Raw genomic sequence first — 18,567 nt, 5'->3', positions numbered from 1 at the left:
TTTGACGGCTAGTGATTGACAAAACAACAGAGGCACATATGTTAAATCATACCTACCGGATGTAGGCGTGTCGGATAAATATTTTTGTGGAGAAGATGTTATCTATTTATTTTTATAAATACTGTGGTAAAAAAGAAGACTTCGGTCTTCTTTTTTGCTGTGCAAGGCAATAATATGTCAGCCGCATTGTTATATTAATCTGTTGTCAAAAATAGTAATGGATAATTGGTGCAAAAAAATATTTCATATTAGATAATTTGGATTGCACTAAAAAAAGCAAGGAAACCCAGTATTCACGCTTGGAAAGCTGTGAATGCATACTATAAAATAACGAATAAAGGAATGTGAAATTTCCAAATAAAATAGTATACTAAGAAAGTTGCACTTGTGTAAGTGCAACTTTTTTGTGTTGTGATGCAATAAAAATCAAGCTATAGTTCAAGTGTAAGGGAAAGAAAGTTGGTGAGTAGGATGTCACTGCACTTATCAAAACGAGAAATAAGAATCTTGTTGTTGCTTTTAGATTTAGAAGACAGTGTTACAACAAAAGAGTTGGCAGAGACCTTCCATGTTAGTGTTCGGACGATCAAATATGATTTAGATAATGTCAGAGATTGGTTCAAAGAACAAAATGTTGTACTGCAGACGCGCCGAAACAAAGGGATTTGGCTAGAGATACCGGATTCAGAACGGTTGACCTTAAAAAATGAAATTATCGAAGTGGAAAGATTTGAAACATATCCAGATCAAGAATTACGAGTGAATCAACTGATTTTTCGCTTGTTGTTAGCTTCGAAATGTTTAACCTCTCAAGAGTTGGCGGATGATCTGCAAGTCAGTAGAAATACGATCATCAGTGATTTAGACCGTGTGGAAGAACAAATTCAGGTTTATGATCTTGCACTAAATCGTCAAAGTCGTCAGGGATTTTCAATCCATGGTAAAGAAAGTAAAATACGTTTGTTGATGGAATACATTACCCAAAAAGAAATAACGGAATATGATATCTATCAAATCATGAGCTACTTTGTTCAATCTGGACAACAGAAAAAAATGCAGGAAGTTCATGTTGGCGTCAATACAATTTTTCAAAAAATCTATCAAGTTGCGCTGAAAGAAATGACCAATCTTTTAGATCCTTCGCTATTTGATCAATTTAATTATGCTGAGATTCTTTCAATCACCTTAAGGGTGGCAATCGCAGCGTCAAGAATGCAGCTACATCACACAGTTGGTGGTTATAAGATGTTGACCAACCAAAAAATGTTGCAGCAAAAACAGGAATTACCATTTTTATTGATGAAGAAAGTGTTCGATCATTATGAGCTCCCGCTTTTGGCAGATGAGTATTTTTATATTTACAGTGATGTATTTGTAGCAAATAATCAGCAGGATATTGTTGGTTTGACCGGAGAGTTGATCAAAGATGTTTCAGAAGAAATCAATTTTCCTTTTTATCGAGATCAGCAGCTGTTTACGAATCTGTTCGCACATTTATCCTTACGTTTAACGAAAAAGCATCTGTTTATTAATGAGTATAATCCTTTTGTAGATGATATCAAGGCAAAGTATCCGCAATTATTTTCAGCTATTCAACATGCCAGTCAAAGTGATATCGTCGGATCAGCGTTACTGATCAATGATTCGTTTATTGCCTATATTGCCTTGCACTTTTTAGTTGCTTATGAAAAAAATTTGCATGAAGTAAAAGTGGTACGAATCGTTTATGTTTGTTCGACAGGGTTAGGCGTAACCAGTCTTATTGAACAAAAAATTTTAGAAGAAGTTTCTAATGTTGAAATTGCAGGGTTTGCTTCAGTCTTGAATGCAGTGGATGTTATAGAAGAAAAAAATCCAGACTTGGTTTTGAGTATTTTTCCGATAGAAATAGTTAATCGGCCGTTTATCAAAGTCAATCCATTGCCGACAGATGCAGACATCCATAGTATCCAAGAGGAAGTCAATAAAATATTGACACATACGCAATCAGGAAAAGTCCCACGATTGATTCCTCGCCAGCAAATCAAAGAAAAACAAGGAATCGAAACTGAAAGCCGAGATATTCTTGTGCGGACCTATGTGATTTATGAAGAATTACTTAAAGCCTTTGCTGAAAAGCTGACGCAAGAGTATAAAGAAGCGTTTTTACTCCATGTGATGTTGATGGTTCATCGAATCACCTTTGACAGCCAGTACGAGAATGAAGGGAATATTGTGAAAGAAACCTTATTGGCGCAGCAAGAATTAGTCGGGCAAATCGAACAGATTTTTGCCAAAAATGATTTAATGGTTAATCAAGCAGAAATCACTGCTTTATTGAATTATATAAGAGAGGAGGAGCACGTATGAAGTTAAATGACGATGCTCAAAAAATAATTGACGAGAGTCCTTATAAAGTAGAGTTGGAAGCATCATTGGAAAAAATCAATGAGCTATTAAAAGAACAAGCTATCCAGCCAACGGAATTACAATGGACGATCTTAATCAATCACGTCAATGAAATGATCAAGAGATCGAAAGCAGACGAAAAAATGTCTGGTGTTGATCCAGTAATGTTTGAAGAAGTCTCAAAAGAAGCATTGATGATTGCTGATAAAGTGGTTCAGCACATTGGAAATCTGCCCCAAGATGAACTGTATGTTTTATCGATTCATTTTGAAGCAGCAAGACAAAACGAAGGATAGAAAGAAGAGCTGGAGTATTGATTATCAGCTTTTAAATAAAAAAATTGGAGGAATTAATAATGGTAACAGTAGTAATCGCAGATCGTTTAGGTAAAGGTCAAAATGTTGCAAAAGGTGTAGAAGCAGCAGGAGGAAAAGCTGTCGTCGTTCCAGGTATGGGTGCAGATATGCGTTTAGGTGATGTGATGCAGCAGGAAAATGCTGACTTAGGCATTTCATTTTGCGGAAGCGGTGGTGCAGGAGCGTTAACAGCAGCTACAAAATATGGTTATCCAGAACGTCACGGCATGCGCTCTATTGATGAAGGTGTGACTGCAATCAATGATGGAAAAACAGTTTTAGGCTTTGGGTTTATGGATCAAGAAGAATTAGGCAAACGAATCGTTGAAGCATACGTGAAAAAGAACGGATAATCATTTGAAACATTTAGCTTTACAGGCTAGCCTTTCGGAAAAAAGATAAAATATGAATGAGGCAAAAAGCACCTCAGTCATATTTTCCTATTTTTCAGTCAACGCTAAATGAGCCTGTTCAGCTTTTAAATTATGGGGAGGAAAGTCCAATGGAAAAAGTAACAACGAAGCAACGGCAGATCATTCAAGTCGAGGGAACTGGGAAAGAAAAGAATCAGGCGTTTGCAAATGCGTTGAACCAAATCCACAATCGTGTACTGAAAGAAAAAAATGATGTGATTGTACGCATTGAGCCGCTTGATATTCAAATTGTTAAAGCAGAACAAGAAACCTTTACGGAACGATTCTTCTTTTTCTTTTTACCTCGTACGCGTGCGGATTATCGTGTGTTGCTGGATGTTGAAGTAGAGATCACATTGATTGAGATGGAAACTGTTCCGTTTGTTGAAAAAAGAGTTGCCGATCCAAATGGTCTTCCCATCCCTTTTGGCAAGAAAAAAAGAATGCATAAGGAGGCAAATTAAATGGACGTGTTAGTTGTTTTACTCAAGTCGTTATTGATTGGGGGATTAGTTGGATTTGCAGCAGGAGCAGGGGCAGCAAGAATGTTCCATGCACCAAGTACACAAGGATTAGGCGCATTTAGAACATTAGGTGAGATGAATGCTTGTGAAGGAGATGCGGCTAGTCATTTCTCATTTGGATTAGGATTCTTCTTTAATGCTTGGGCATCAACTGTTGGAGCAGGTGCATTTACACAAGATGTGGATCACCGTGTTATTCCTAACTGGGCAGCCGCTGCATTATTAGTAAAAAACAAAAATGTTGCTGAGACTATGCACAATCCTAAGAAAATGGGAATTTCAGGTGCAGTGGTTGGGATGCTGCTTGTAGCTTTCTTGAATACAACAGCTTCAGCAATTCCAGAGTCATTACAAGTTACAGCTGTGGCAGTTTTAGTACCAGCTGCAAATTTATTAATCAACACAGTGATGCCAGTACTATTTTGGTTAGCAGCAATTGATGCTGGAAAACGTTCAGGTTTATGGGCAACGATTTTCGGGGGTCTTGCAACAATGATTATGGGCAATGCTGTTCCTGGTGTTGTTTTAGGGATTTTAATTGGTAAAGGTGTCGATGAAATTGGCTGGAATAAGGTAACTAAAAGTATGATGGCAGCAGTTATTCTATTATTTGTATTCAGTGCTTTTTTCCGGGGATTCGATTTACAAATGATCGAAAGCTTCCGTTTGCAAATTCCTGTTTGGTTACAAAACATGCATGATGTTTTCAGTATCGGTAAATAATGTAAATAGAAAGAGAGGAAACTGTAATGGATGAAATAGTAGAGTTAGAAGGAAAAAAGAATTTTTGGTTTGCTGATTGGTCATTTCCAATTTTAGTAGGTCTGTTGTCAGCAGGTGTGTTTGCTGGAACCCATATGTATTTTGTTTATGGTGTTGGGGCATTTAATGAAGTAGCAATTGTTGCGATGTTAAAAGCGGGAATGGATGGCGGATCATATGGAGCAGCCGCAGCATTTGGCGCAAGTTTCTTGTTTGCTCGTATTTTAGAAGGTTCACTGGTGGGGATTTTAGATATTGGCGGTGCAATCTTAACAGGTGTTGGGATTGGTGTTCCAGCGATTCTTTTGAGCATGGGTATTGAAGCACCTCTTACAAACTTTAGCTTGTCATTATTAACGGGTATGCTTCTTGGAATCGTTATTGGTGGAATTATTATTATGATTCGTAAATTTACGATCAATCAATCAAATTCTACTTTTGGCGCAGATGTGATGATGGGCGCAGGAAATGCGTCAGGTCGTTTCTTAGGTCCATTGATCATCATTAGTGCATGTGGCGCTTCTGCTCCGATCGGAATTGGTTCAATTATTGGCGCAGTCATTTTCTATGTATGGAAAAAACCAATTGCTGGTGGTGCGATTTTAGGCGCAATGATTTTTGGTGCAATTTTCCCGGTAGATTTACCAAGCTAAACTTCAATAATCTTGCACTTTTCTTTTGAAAACCGTTTACATTATAATGTTACCATGTTATTATGAATGGGAAATAATTCGACTTTTTATTCATACTAATTTTTTGAACGGAGGACAAAAGAAATGAATGGTTTTGTGCAGTGGATGGAAGTAAAATTGATGCCGATTGCTAATAAATTTGGCTCGCAGCGTCATATGACTGCGATTAGAAAAGGACTTATTGCAACTATGCCTTTGACGATCGTAGGTGCGTTTTTTACAGTGTTCCAAAATATTCCGATTGACTCGTATACGAAGTTTATTGAACCGTATCAGGCAGTTTTAGATATTCCTTCACGTTATACGATGGGATTGTTGGCTTTGTATGCAACATTTGGGATTGCTTCTTCTTTGGCAAATAGTTATAAGTTAGACTCTTTAACATGTGGAATCTTAGCGGTGATGGCCTTTTTAGTAACAGCTGCTCCTCCAACAAGAGTTTTTGAAGATGTTAAAGATGTTATTGGTGCTGGACGCTACGTCAACTTAGCTAATTTAGGTTCAGCTTCGTTGTTTGGTGCAATCGTGACCGCACTGATATCTGTTGAAATTTATCGCTTCTTTATTCAAAGAGATATTACGATCAAAATGCCTGATGGCGTTCCGCCAGAAGTGTCAAATTCGTTTATTGCTTTGATTCCAGGTGCTGTGATTTTATTACTATTCTGGGTGATTCGTCATGTTATTGGTTTTGATTTGAATGGATTCTTAAGCACATTGTTGATGCCGTTAAAAGATACGTTAGCAGGCAATAGCTTGTTTGGCGGATTATTGACAGTCTTCTTGATCTGTTTCTTCTGGGTTTTAGGGATTCACGGGCCAGCAATTATGGGACCTGTTATCAGACCATTCTGGGATATGTCGATAGCTGAAAATACACTTGCCTTTCAAGAAGGTGCTTCTGTTCATAATTTACCAAATATCTTTACGGAACAATTTTTACAATGGTTTATTTGGATCGGCGGTGCCGGTACAACACTAGCTTTAGTCGTTTTAATGATGTTTTCTAAATCAACTTACTTGAAAAGTTTAGGACGTTTGTCCTTCTTACCAGGATTATTCAATATTAATGAACCTGTGATTTTTGGTACACCGATCGTAATGAACCCAATTTTAGGGATTCCATTTATCGTAGCACCACTGATCACAACAACATTTTCTTATTTCTTAACAGTGACAGATTTGATTCCAATGATGGCCGCTCGTTTACCATTTGCAATACCTGCGCCGGTCGCCGCTTGGATGAGTACAAACTGGAGCGTTCCAGCAGCAATTCTTGTCTGTGTTAATTTCGCGATTACTTTGGCGATCTACTACCCGTTCTTCAAAGTATATGAAAAACAACAGTTAGATAAAGAAGCAGAAGAGTTGGCAGCTGAACAAAAAGCAAAAGCCACTGTTTAATTAAGAAGAGAGGGAGGGTAGTAACATTACTATCCTCTTTGGTGATTAAGGTCATGATAATTTGGTTTATTGTATTTTTTATTCTTAGTCAAGTAATAATTGAAAGAAAATGGCTACCTGCAAAATTAACTGATTTACGGTTACTTCATTTATGTATTGGTTCAATTGGTTTGATCTTTGTTTCGATTGTGATTGGAATCTTAGTCAGACAGCCTATATTTATAGTGGGGACTGTGACCATTTTTTGTAGTTCAGTACTTTCTTTTAAATATCGTAATAAATTCGACCATATAAAGCGAGGGTAAAAGCAATGAAAAGAGCATTAGGTGTATCTGTTTACCCAGATCACAGTGAGATAGATAAAGATAAAGCTTATTTAAAAAAAGCCAGTGAATGTGGTTTTTCGCGGATTTTTATGAGTATGTTAGAAGTAACGGAAGGCAAAGAAGTTGTAAAAGAAAAATTCAAATCATTGATCGCTTATGCAAAAGATTTAGGTTATGAAACGATTTTAGATGTAGCACCGAATATTTTTGATGAGTTGGAAATTTCATATGATGATTTGACCTTCTTTTATGAAACTGGAGCTGACGGTATTCGTTTAGATGCTGGTTTTGATGGGAATAAAGAAGCGAGGTTGACGTTTAATCCATTTGACTTGGCGATTGAATTGAATATGAGTAACGATGTGGCTTATTTGGATAATATTTTGACGTATGAAGCCAATGTTCCATTTTTATATGGATGTCATAATTTTTACCCGCAGGAAGGCACAGCTTTACCGTATGATTTCTTTGAACGATGCAGTGTTCGCTTTAAAAAACATGGGATTCGGACCGCGGCGTTTATCAATTCTCAAGCGGGGACAATTGGTCCTTGGGATGTAAATGATGGATTGCCTACACTTGAATTACACCGCCATTTACCAGTGGACGTTCAAGCAAAACATTTATTTGCGACAGGTTTGATCGATGATGTGATTATTGGTAATGCGTATGCTTCCGATGAAGAATTGGAATTATTAGGCAGTTTAAGCCGCTATCAACTTGAATTGGCAATTGAATTTACTAATGAGGCTAGTGAGGTTGAAAAAGAAATCACTTTAACGGAGCAACATTTCCGTCGTGGTGATATCACAGATCAGGTGGTTCGCTCAACGGAAGTTCGTAAAAAATATAAAGATAAAGCCAATCCTGCACATGACAATACGCTAGAGTTTCAAGTGGGTGATGTTGTGATCGGTAATGATGGATTTGGAAAGTATAAAAATGAATTACAGGTTGTTTTACAGCCGCATTCAGATGACCGTAAAAATAAAGTAGGTCAAATAACAGAGAAAGAATTGTTGTTGTTGGATTTTGTAAAACCCTGGACGAAATTTAGATTTAAAGAAAAGTAGGGGATAAGATGAGTTACGACTTAATTATAAAAAATGGGCAAACCATTGATGGTAAACCAATAGAAATCGCCATTAACGCTGGAAAAATCGCGAAAGTTTCAGAAAAAATCGAAGCAGAGAGCAAACAATTGATTGAATTAGATGCTGGCACATATCTATCAGCAGGTTGGATCGATGATCATGTCCATTGCTTCGAGAAAATGACTTTGTATTATGATTTTCCAGATGAAATTGGTGTTAAAAAAGGCGTAACCACGGTAATAGATGCAGGAACTACAGGCGCAGAAAATATCCATGAATTTTATGACTTAGCCAAAGAAGCAAAAACCAATGTACATGCTTTAATTAATATTTCAAAATGGGGAATTGTTGAGCAAGATGAACTAGCTGATTTAAGTAAAATCAAAGAAGAGTTAGTCCATAAAGCCTTAACTGAACTACCAGATTTTGTTGTAGGAATCAAAGCTCGTATGAGTAAAACAGTCATTGGGGACAACGGAATCACACCATTAGAAATGGCTAAAAAAATCCAAAAAGACAATAATAACTTGCCTTTAATGGTGCATATTGGTTCAGCACCGCCAGAATTAGATGAAATTTTAGCGCATATGTCTAAAGGCGATGTCTTGACTCACTGTTTTAATGGAAAACCTAATGGTATCTTGGACCAAGCAACAGATAAAATTAAAGATTTTGCTTTTGCGGCATATGATAAAGGGATTGTATTTGATATTGGTCATGGAACGGACAGCTTTAACTTCCATGTTGCTGAAACAGCTTTAGCACAAGGCATGAAAGCAGCATCAATTAGTACAGATATTTACATCCGTAATCGTGAAACAGGACCTGTACATGATTTAGCGACAACGATGGAAAAATTACGTGTGGTAGGTTATGAATGGGCTGAAATTATCGAAAAAGTGACAGCAACTCCTGCCGAAAATTTCCACTTCGATACAAAAGGTCACTTGAAAGAAGGCTACGATGGCGATATCACGATCTTTAAGATCGAAATGGGTCAAAAGACCTTGACTGATTCAAATGGCTTTACCAGAGAAGCAAAAGAATTGATCAAACCTGTAAAAACCATTATTGGAGGAACAGTTTATGACAATTAGTTACGAAAAATTCAACTTAAAAGAAGTCATCAACGCTTCAGGCCGAATGACGATTCTAGGTGTTTCAAAAGTTTCAGAAAAGGTCTTAGCGGCTCAAAAGTTCGGTGGCGAACATTTCTTTGAAATGAATGAGTTAAGTATTCAGACTGGTGCTTATTTAGCTAAATTATTGAATGTTGAAGATGCTCAAGTCGTTTCTTCTGCTTCTGCTGGAATCGCTCAAAGTGTGGCTGCTTTAATCGGTGAAGGCTCAAGTTATCACGCTTATCATCCATATACGGATAAAATCACCAAACGTGAAATTATCCTCCCGAAAGGACATAATGTGGATTATGGGACACCTGTTGAAGTGATGGTGGAACAAGGCGGCGGACAAGTGATTGAAGCAGGTTACGCCAATATGTGTTCACCAGAACATATCGAAATGATGATTACAGATCAAACGGCCGCAATTTTGTACATTAAGAGTCATCACACAGTTCAAAAGAGTATGTTAAGTGTGGCAGAAGCCGCAGCTGTGGCTAAAAAACACAAGCTACCTTTGATCGTTGATGCTGCAGCTGAAGAAGATCTATTCAAATACATCGAAGCAGGCGCGGATCTTGTGATTTACAGTGGAGCAAAAGCAATCGAAGGACCAAGTGCTGGTTTAGTTATCGGCAAAAAAACATACATCGAATGGATTCGTCTGCAAGGAAAAGGGATCGGACGGGCGATGAAGATCGGCAAAGATAACATTTTAGGATTTACCCAAGCTGTAGAAGATTATGTGAAAAACGGCAGTGAATCAGGCACATCGATGCAAGCACGTTTAGCACCATTTATCGCAGCATTAAATCAAATAAACAATATTGAAGCCAAAAGCGTTCAAGATGGCGCTGGCAGAGATATTTACAGAGCGAGTATCAAGATCAGTGGAGAAAAGTCAGCGAAAGAAGTTATTGAAGAATTAAAAGCTGAAAGCCCAGCGATTTATACGCGTGAATACCAAGCCAATAACGGGATTATCGAATTTGATATCCGTTCAGTCAATGAAGAAGAAATGACTAAAATCGTAACACGAATAACAACAATCATGAACTAAAAAAACTATTTTGGAAAAGAGGAAACAATTATGACATTAACACCAAACTATTTAGAAGACCGCATTTGTTTAAACGTTTTAGCCAACTCAGTAGAAAACGCTAAAGACTGTTACGAAGCAGCCGAAGGGCACATCGTTTTAGGTGTATTATCTAAAAACTACCCAACTGATGAAGCGGCAATCGAAGATATGAAAAAATATGCTGCAGAAACCAACAATGCATTATCAGTCGGTCTAGGTGCAGGAGACCCGAATCAAAGTCAAATGGTTTCAAGAATTTCTAAAGATTTACAACCTCAACATGTGAACCAAGTTTTCACAGGCGTGGGTACATCACGTGCTTTATTAGGGCAAAATGAAACGATTGTTAACGGTCTAGTATCTCCAACTGGTAAAGTAGGAATCGTTAATATCGCTACAGGACCATTAAGTTCACAAACACCAGCAGGAGAAGTAACGATCGAAACAGCAATTCGTTTATTACAAGATATGGGCGGCAGCTCAATCAAATTTTTCCCAATGAAAGGCTTAGCGCATATCGAAGAATACAAAGCAGTTGCAGCAGCGTGTGCGAAATATGATTTCTACCTAGAACCAACAGGCGGAATCGATTTAGAAAACTTTGAAGAAATCGTCCAAATCGCCGTAGATACAGGCGTTAAGAAGATTATTCCTCACGTATATAGCTCAATCATAGATTCAGAAACAGGTGACACAAGACCTGAAGATGTAAAAACATTACTAGGTATGATCAAAAATACATTAAAAAAATAAAAGCTAAAAGTGCTCGTCCAGGACTGATGGTAAAATAGGAAAATTTGACTGCGGTGCTTTATGCCGCATTCGAATTTTATCTTTATACCAAAGTCTTAGTATTTAAATCTAGGAAATAGGCAGGGATCACGATGAAAATTGCAGCTTTTGGTGAAATAATGATGCGTTTGACTCCGCCAGAATATTTGATGTTGGAACAAACGAAGGAATTACGTTTAGATTTTACAGGTACAGGAGTAAATATTTTAAGTAATCTAGCTCATTTCGGTTGTCAAACAAGCTTGATAACGAATCTGCCCGACAATCGTATCGGTGAAGCTGCCAAAGCAAGTATTCGCCAATTAGGTATCCAAGATCATTGGATTGGAACAACGGGTGATCATATCGGCTCTTATTTTGCTGAAATGGGGTTTGGCCCAAGACCGACACAAGTAACTTATCAAAATCGTCGAAATAGCTCATTTGGTATGAGTGATGGATCAAATTATGATTTTGACACCATATTAGACGAAATCGATTTCGTTCATATTTGTGGAATTTCTCTAAGTTTGACAGAACAAACACGAGATGCTGCCTTTGTTTTGGCAAAAAAAGCGCATACTAAGGGCAAAAAAGTTTGTTTTGATTTTAATTTTCGACCAAGCTTAAATGAAGCGCATGGTGTTGCATTTATGAAGGAACAATATGAAAAAATGTTACCATATTGTGATTACGTTTTTGGGAGTGCGCGCGATTTGACTGATTTATTAGGAATGTCGATCGACGAAAGTTTGGGTTTATCTAGTCAATTTGAAGATCTGGTTCACAGATTTATGCTAAAATATCAGATTAAAAACTTTGCTGGAACAATTCGTCAAAGTGATCAAGACAAACACTATTTAACTGGTTTTTTATTTGATTCAGAGCATTACGTCAAGTCAGCACCGCGAGAGATCATAAATTTAGATCGAATCGGGGCAGGTGATGGTTACGCATCGGGAATTCTTCTAGGGATTATTGAGAATTGGACATTGATTGAAACTGTAGATTTTGCCACAGCTAACGGTGTTTTAGCTCATACGATTCAAGGAGATGTACCGTTGACCACACGTAAACAAGTCAGACATCTTATGGAACAGCCAACTGTAGATTTGATTCGATAAATAAAAGAGGAAACCAGCGTATAGTTGGTTTTAGAGGGCGAAACAAAAGTATTTTTTACTTTTGTTTCGCCCTCGCTTTTGTTTTCCTCTCTTTTTCATTATAATGAATAAGTAGGTAATTTAGCGAAACCATTTACGTGGCTAAGATAAATTGGTATGCTTAGGGAACAAAAGCTATTATTTATACGTTATTTTTATATAAAAAAGTTTGTTTTCAGGAGGAGATCAACGTGACTGATGAAAATATTTGGAAAGCACTAGACGATGATGTTTTGAAAGATAGTATTCGAAAACGACCAAGTATGTACATTGGCGGGATTGGTCCAACTGGCTTGGAAAGTATGGTATTGCAAGTGCTGGATCAATTGCTGTACGTAGCAGGCGATTTAACACAAGCAGAGCTTTCGATCGAACTTTCGGATAAACAATTTATTTTTTCTTTTTTCAGTAAAAAAGGGTTATTTTTAGATAAAAGTCCTGAAGAGCAATTTACGCCGCCCTATCTGTTCCTTTCTGTTGTCAATGCATTGTCGGAGCAATTAGGCTTTGGGATAGAAAAGTTGGGTAAGCGAACGATTCAAATATATCAACACGGACAATTAAATAAAAAAGCATTGATTCCGTCAGAAGATGAAGGTCAAAGAATCGAATTAGCCTTTACGCCAGATGAAACGTTATTTGGTAACAAGCCACTATCCTATTTTGTCCTATTTAATCGTTGCCAAGAGTTAGCGATGCTAAACAGTGGATTAACGATTTCATTGACAGATGGAAAAAAACAAAAAAATTATTTCCATTATAAACAAGGACTTGTGGAATATATTTTTCAAAAAGATGACAGCATCACTCGTAGCGGTCAGCCGCTGATCATCAATACGGTCAGCGAAGGTGTGACGATCCAAGCGGTCATATCAAAGAATGGCTCTACTAGTGTTAAAGATAGTTTTGTTAACGGACATTTACCTTCTGATGGTGGAACACATTTAGATGGTTTTGTTCAAGGAACAGTAGATGCGATTAATCAGTTCTTGGAGGAAACCAATCGATTGAAGTATCTAACAACAGATAATTTTCCTGAACGTTTTGATGTTGTTCTTTCCATCAGTGTCAAACGACCGAGATATACGGGCGCTGTCAAAAAGAAAATTAGAAACCCAGAGTTGTACAAAATCGTAAAAGAAGCTGTTTTCGATGAAGTCTCGATCTTTTTAAAACGACATCCTGCTTGGTATTTAAACTAAAACTAGGCATAATAATTGAAAGGTGCGCTCATGAAGATTTTTATTGATGGTGATGGTTCACCAGTGAAAGAAAGTACGATCGAAACGGCTCTGGTTTATTCAATCGATGTTGTGATCGTGACGAGTATTGATCATTATTCGTTGAAAGAATATCCCAAAAATGTTTCTTTTGTTTATGTAGACAAAGGTGCCGATGCGGCTGATTATAAGATTGTTCAGTTGATTCGAAGTGGAGATATTTTAGTGACTCAAGATTACGGTTTAGCCTCATTGGTTTTGCCTAAAGGCGTAAGAGTTTTGCATCAGCTAGGCTATGAATACACAGGTGAAAATATTGACGGATTACTGGAACAGCGCTATTTTAGTGCCAAAGTTAGAAAAAGTGGTGGTCATACAAAAGGACCGAAGGCTTTCACGCAAGCGGATCGGGACAAATTTAAAGAAAAATTGATTGCGTTGATCAAGGAAAAAAATGAATTGACACCTAGAGATTGATGGACTTATACCACAATGATTTTTGTTATTTTTTTTAAAAGTAAGCTCTCTTAAACCGAATAAATAAAAAATATTCTTCTAGTTAGAAAAAAATGCTGATACGATTTTTTTCTATTCTGGTTAATGCTTTTATGCTAAAATATGAAAGAGCTATTTTGAATTCATCATTAGGATACAACAATAATAGAAGAAAATTTAGGAGGAACAGCATTTGAAGATTACTTTGCTATATGGTGGGAGAAGTGAAGAGCACGATGTGTCGATATTGTCTGCCTATTCTGTTTTAAATGCGATTTATTATAATTATTACCAAGTTCAACTGGTTTATATCAGTAAAGAGGGGCAATGGGTAAAAGGGCCTCTTCTGTCAGAAAAACCAGAAAGTCAGGATATCCTTAAACTGACATGGTCTGATAACGGTGAAGTAGACAAATGGGGCGAATACACTGGTAAAGTGATCATGCCTTGTGAAATCAAAGAAGAAGATACAATCGTTTTTCCAGTATTACATGGACCTAACGGAGAAGATGGAACGATCCAAGGATTTTTAGAAACATTGGGCTTACCTTACGTTGGTGCTGGTGTCTTGGCAAGTGCAAATGCAATGGACAAAATCATGACAAAATACCTATTACAAACAGCGGGGATTCCACAAGTTCCATTTGTCCCTGTACTAAAAAGTAATTGGAAAGAAAATCCTAAAAAAGTCTTTGAACAATGTGAAGGTTCGTTGATCTATCCAGTGTTTGTTAAACCAGCAAACATGGGCTCAAGTGTGGGGATCAGTAAAGCCGAAAATCGTGAAGAATTACAAAATGCTTTAGAAGAAGCTTATCGTTATGATTCTAGAGCAATCGTGGAACAAGGAATTGAAGCACGTGAGATCGAAGTAGCGATTTTAGGTAATGAAGATGTACGTACAACAATGCCAGGCGAAATCGTTAAAGATGTTGATTTTTACGACTATAATTCAAAATACATCGATAATCAAATTACTATGCAGATTCCAGCAGAAGTTCCTGATGAAGTTCACCAAAAAGCGCAAGAATTCGCTAAAAAAGCCTATATTATTTTAGATGGTAGTGGTTTAAGCCGATGTGACTTCTTTTTAACTAGCAAAAATGAATTATTCCTAAATGAGCTGAATACGATGCCAGGTTTTACAGAATTTAGCATGTATCCATTATTATGGGAAAATATGGGCTTGAAATACAATGATCTAATCGAAGAATTGATTCAATTAGCCTTAAATCGGTTTAAACAAAGACAAAGTTTTTACGAAAGATAAACGCAAAGGGAGGAGGCAAAACGCTAGAAGTTTTGCCTCAGCCCTTTTATGGTTAGTCATGTTAGAAAGAGCAGTTGATAAAAGATGCTATTTTATGTTAAAAGGGAGAGACACCAATGAAATTAACTTTTTGGGAAGTCGCTGAAGCGACAAAAGCCGTTAATAATTGGAAACAATGGGACGATTTTGATATCAGCGGTATTGAGTTTGATAGTCGTTTGATCACAGCTGGAAATTTGTTTGTTCCGCTAAAAGGGACAAATGATGGTCATTCATTCATCAAAAGTGCTGTAGACAAAGGCGCTGGCGCTGCATTTTGGAGTTCACCAGAAGCGTCGCCTGATGATTTACCAATATTACAAGTAACTGATACGTTAAAAGCAATGCAAGATTTAGCTGTTTATTATTTAAAAAAAATGACGCCGACAGTTATTGCGATTACGGGTAGTAATGGGAAAACAACGACAAAAGATATGACAGAAGCGGTCTTGGCCCAACAATTCAAAACGTATAAAACACAAGGAAATTACAATAATGATATCGGCTTACCATATACTATTTTACATATGCCGGATGAAACAGAAAAACTGATCTTGGAAATGGGAATGGATCATGCAAATGAAATCGATTTTCTATCAAGGTTGGCTCGACCTGATATTGCTGCAATTACTATGATTGGTGAGGCGCATATTGAAAATCTTGGTTCAAGAGCAGGCATTGCTAAAGCGAAAATGGAAATCACAGCAGGGCTTGTTACAGACGGGTTGTTGCTGATACCCGCCGAAGAAGTACTACTTCAGCCGCTAACTAAAGAGTTGCCGCAAACGATCAAAACATTTGGTTGGGAGCAAGCAAACTGTGAAGCAACAATCTTGGAAGAGAAAAAAGAACAAACTTCTTTTAAAATCAATGGATCAAATACCATATTCACCATTCCAGTTCCAGGGAAATATAATGTTGGTAATGCATTGATTGCTATCAGTATTGGTCAATGGTTAGGTATTCCAGAAGAAAAAATTCAAGCAGGATTAGCTAGTTTTCAATTAACTAAAAATCGCACAGAGTGGTTAAAAACCAATAGTGGCATCGAAATTCTAAGTGACGTTTATAATGCGAATCCAACAGCGATGAAGTTAGTGTTAGAGAGTTTCAGCCAAATGCCGACAGCAGGCAAACGAGTAGCTGTTTTAGGCGATATGCTTGAATTAGGACCGGATTCAGCTGCTATGCACGCTTCAGTAAGTGATTATCTAAATCCAAAGGAAATTTCAGAGATCTTTTTATATGGCGCTGAAATGAATGCCTTGTATCAAGTGCTAAAAGAAAAATATCAAGAAAATCAGATCCATTACTTCAAAAAAGCAGAAAAAGAAGACTTGATGAATACCTTAAAATCACATCTTGAACCAACCGATATGGTGATTTTAAAAGCTAGTAATGGCATGGGATTAAATGAAGTCGTCAATAATCTCCTTGAAATTTAGCAAGGTTTCATAAAACTTGCTGAAAACGTAAAACTATGCTAAAATAACCTATTGCCGGAAGATCGAAGTAGAAAAATAGATAGTCTCTGTGAAGAAGACTATTCTATTAATATAAAGATTAAAAAAGCTGAACGAACTCGTTTGGCTTTTCTAGTGCCTGTAGCTTCATAAGGTGGATTTTTCGGTAACACTAATGAGAAAATAAAATAAACCTATGTTGATGGTTTAATGACTCCATAAACATTTTCAAAATTAGTGAAAGTCAAATCACCTGTAACACAACTAAAGAAGAAACATTTCTTCTGGAACAAACATTATTAGGAGGATATCATTTGAAATTTAAAGAACTTGGCTTAGAACCAGACTTATTGGCATCAATCGAGCGCTCAGGATTTGAAGAAGCAACACCGATTCAGGAGGAAACAATCCCTCTAGCACTACAAGGAAAAGACGTAATTGGACAAGCACAAACAGGAACTGGTAAAACAGCTGCGTTTGGTCTTCCGATGTTACAAAAAATTGATACATCAAACCGTGTATTGCAAGGAATCGTTATTGCCCCAACTCGTGAGTTGGCAATCCAAACACAAGAAGAATTATACCGTTTAGGTCGCGACAAAAAAATCCGCGTACAAGCAGTATATGGTGGAGCAGATATTGGCCGTCAAATCCGTGGACTTAAAGAAAATCCACATATCGTTGTAGGAACACCAGGACGTTTATTAGATCACATCAATCGCCGCACATTAAAACTAGATACAATCGAAACATTAGTTTTGGATGAAGCAGATGAAATGTTGAACATGGGATTCTTAGAAGATATCGAAAAAATTATCTCTAAAATACCAGCAAAACGTCAAACATTACTATTTTCAGCAACAATGCCGCCAGCAATCAAAAATATCGGCGTGAAATTCATGAAGGATCCTGAACACGTGAAAATCAAAGCTAAAGAAATGACAGCTGATTTGATCGATCAATATTATGTACGTTCAAAAGACTTCGAAAAATTCGACGTTATGACACGTTTATTAGATGTTCAAACACCAGAGTTAACTATTGTCTTTGGTCGTACAAAACGTCGTGTAGATGAATTAGCACGTGGGTTAGAAGCTCGCGGATACAAAGCTGAAGGAATTCATGGAGACTTGTCTCAGCAAAAACGTATGAGCGTTTTACGTTCATTCAAGAGTGGAAACTTAGATATCTTAGTAGCGACAGACGTTGCAGCTCGTGGTTTAGACATTTCAGGTGTAACACACGTGTATAACTATGATATCCCTCAAGATCCTGAAAGCTATGTTCACCGTATCGGCCGTACTGGTCGTGCAGGAAAAGGCGGAATGTCAGTGACTTTCGTTACACCAAATGAGATGGGCTATTTGCATGTCATTGAAGAATTAACGAAAAAACGTATGACACCATTACGTCCACCAAATGAGCAAGAAGCATTTAAAGGACAATTAGGTGCAGCAATCGAAACAGTCGAAGAAAAAATTGCAGAAAATGGTCTAGATAACTATTTGGCTTCTGCTAAAGATCTTTTAGAAAAATATTCTGCTGAAGATTTAGCAGCATTATTACTAAAAACTATTTCTAAAGACCCATCAGATGCTGTTCCTGTTAAAATTACACCAGAACGACCTTTACCATCAAATAAAAAAGGTTTCAATAAAAACAATCGCAGCGGTGGCGGTGGAAACAGTCGTAATCGTAATAAAAACGGTGGCGGTGGCTACCGTGGAAACAAAAATAACAAAGGCACAGGCGGCACTGGAAACGGTGGCGGCTACAATAAGAGCAAAGACAATCGTTCAGCAAAACGCCACAACGATAAAAAACGTAGCTTTGTTATTAGAGACAACTCAAATTAATAAATCCATAAAAGATAGAAAATAAGAACTAACTTGTTTTTTATTACACTATTTATTGGATTTTATGCGGGTGCAACAAAGCTTTTAAGCTTTGTTGCACCTTCTTTTATTAATTTTTTAATTATTATG

General features: G+C 37.2%; 17 protein-coding genes. All 17 read left to right on the top strand.

Going from position 1 to position 18,567, the window contains the following annotated elements:
• The first annotated feature begins 471 nt into the window (after positions 1-471).
• The 17 genes from JZO69_RS00085 to cshA all read left to right on the top strand — a co-directional run bounded on the left by JZO69_RS00085 (position 472) and on the right by cshA (position 18,438).
• Complete coding sequence (locus tag JZO69_RS00085) at positions 472-2,349, top strand: BglG family transcription antiterminator (RefSeq protein ID WP_207110862.1); 1,878 nt, start codon at positions 472-474, stop codon at positions 2,347-2,349.
• Positions 2,346-2,684: a PRD domain-containing protein gene (locus JZO69_RS00080; RefSeq protein ID WP_207110861.1), complete on the top strand. Its 339-nt coding sequence runs from the start codon at positions 2,346-2,348 to the stop codon at positions 2,682-2,684. Before JZO69_RS00085 ends, JZO69_RS00080 begins: the two co-directional genes overlap by 4 nt.
• Before the next feature lie 59 nt (positions 2,685-2,743).
• Positions 2,744-3,097, top strand: coding sequence for a glycine-rich SFCGS family protein (locus tag JZO69_RS00075; protein ID WP_207110860.1), 354 nt, complete (start codon positions 2,744-2,746; stop codon positions 3,095-3,097).
• A gap of 149 nt (positions 3,098-3,246) precedes the next feature.
• Entirely contained in the window at positions 3,247-3,621 is a 375-nt protein-coding gene (locus JZO69_RS00070; protein ID WP_207110859.1) for a DUF4312 family protein, read from the top strand.
• Positions 3,622-4,404, top strand: a complete 783-nt coding sequence (locus tag JZO69_RS00065) for a DUF4311 domain-containing protein (protein ID WP_207110858.1) — start codon at positions 3,622-3,624, stop codon at positions 4,402-4,404. It abuts the gene before it with no gap.
• A 26-nt stretch (positions 4,405-4,430) separates the two neighbouring features.
• Entirely contained in the window at positions 4,431-5,096 is a 666-nt protein-coding gene (locus JZO69_RS00060; protein ID WP_207110857.1) for a DUF4310 family protein, read from the top strand.
• 123 nt (positions 5,097-5,219) lie between these two features.
• Complete coding sequence (locus JZO69_RS00055; RefSeq protein WP_207110856.1) at positions 5,220-6,539, top strand: PTS sugar transporter subunit IIC; 1,320 nt, start codon at positions 5,220-5,222, stop codon at positions 6,537-6,539.
• A gap of 310 nt (positions 6,540-6,849) precedes the next feature.
• Positions 6,850-7,938 carry a DUF871 domain-containing protein gene (locus JZO69_RS00050; RefSeq protein WP_207110855.1) on the top strand — a complete coding sequence of 363 codons (1,089 nt, stop codon included), beginning with the start codon at positions 6,850-6,852 and terminating at the stop codon, positions 7,936-7,938.
• An 8-nt stretch (positions 7,939-7,946) separates the two neighbouring features.
• Positions 7,947-9,056, top strand: coding sequence for an amidohydrolase/deacetylase family metallohydrolase (locus JZO69_RS00045; protein WP_207110854.1), 1,110 nt, complete (start codon positions 7,947-7,949; stop codon positions 9,054-9,056).
• Complete coding sequence (locus JZO69_RS00040; protein WP_207110853.1) at positions 9,046-10,140, top strand: DgaE family pyridoxal phosphate-dependent ammonia lyase; 1,095 nt, start codon at positions 9,046-9,048, stop codon at positions 10,138-10,140. Before JZO69_RS00045 ends, JZO69_RS00040 begins: the two co-directional genes overlap by 11 nt.
• Positions 10,141-10,170: 30 nt before the next feature.
• Complete coding sequence (gene dagF, locus JZO69_RS00035; RefSeq protein WP_207110852.1) at positions 10,171-10,914, top strand: 2-dehydro-3-deoxy-phosphogluconate aldolase; 744 nt, start codon at positions 10,171-10,173, stop codon at positions 10,912-10,914.
• A gap of 131 nt (positions 10,915-11,045) precedes the next feature.
• Positions 11,046-12,056: a sugar kinase gene (locus tag JZO69_RS00030; protein ID WP_207110850.1), complete on the top strand. Its 1,011-nt coding sequence runs from the start codon at positions 11,046-11,048 to the stop codon at positions 12,054-12,056.
• 230 nt (positions 12,057-12,286) lie between these two features.
• Positions 12,287-13,297, top strand: coding sequence for a DNA topoisomerase IV subunit B family protein (locus JZO69_RS00025; RefSeq protein ID WP_207110849.1), 1,011 nt, complete (start codon positions 12,287-12,289; stop codon positions 13,295-13,297).
• 30 nt (positions 13,298-13,327) lie between these two features.
• A complete protein-coding gene (locus tag JZO69_RS00020; RefSeq protein WP_207110847.1) occupies positions 13,328-13,792 on the top strand; it encodes a YaiI/YqxD family protein in 465 nt (154 codons plus the stop codon).
• A gap of 211 nt (positions 13,793-14,003) precedes the next feature.
• Positions 14,004-15,080: a D-alanine--D-alanine ligase gene (locus JZO69_RS00015; RefSeq protein WP_207110846.1), complete on the top strand. Its 1,077-nt coding sequence runs from the start codon at positions 14,004-14,006 to the stop codon at positions 15,078-15,080.
• A 116-nt stretch (positions 15,081-15,196) separates the two neighbouring features.
• Entirely contained in the window at positions 15,197-16,564 is a 1,368-nt protein-coding gene (locus JZO69_RS00010; RefSeq protein ID WP_207110845.1) for a UDP-N-acetylmuramoyl-tripeptide--D-alanyl-D-alanine ligase, read from the top strand.
• A gap of 332 nt (positions 16,565-16,896) precedes the next feature.
• Positions 16,897-18,438 (top strand): degradosome RNA helicase CshA, encoded by a 1,542-nt coding sequence (cshA, locus tag JZO69_RS00005; protein WP_207110844.1) that lies wholly within the window; start codon positions 16,897-16,899, stop codon positions 18,436-18,438.
• Positions 18,439-18,567: the final 129 nt, after the last annotated feature.

Origin of the sequence: Candidatus Enterococcus ikei (assembly GCF_017316105.1) — a bacterium.
Lineage (GTDB): Bacteria > Bacillota > Bacilli > Lactobacillales > Enterococcaceae > Enterococcus_L > Enterococcus_L ikei.
Note: the sequence above shows the minus strand (reverse complement) of the source record. Positions and strands in the feature narration are given on the sequence as shown.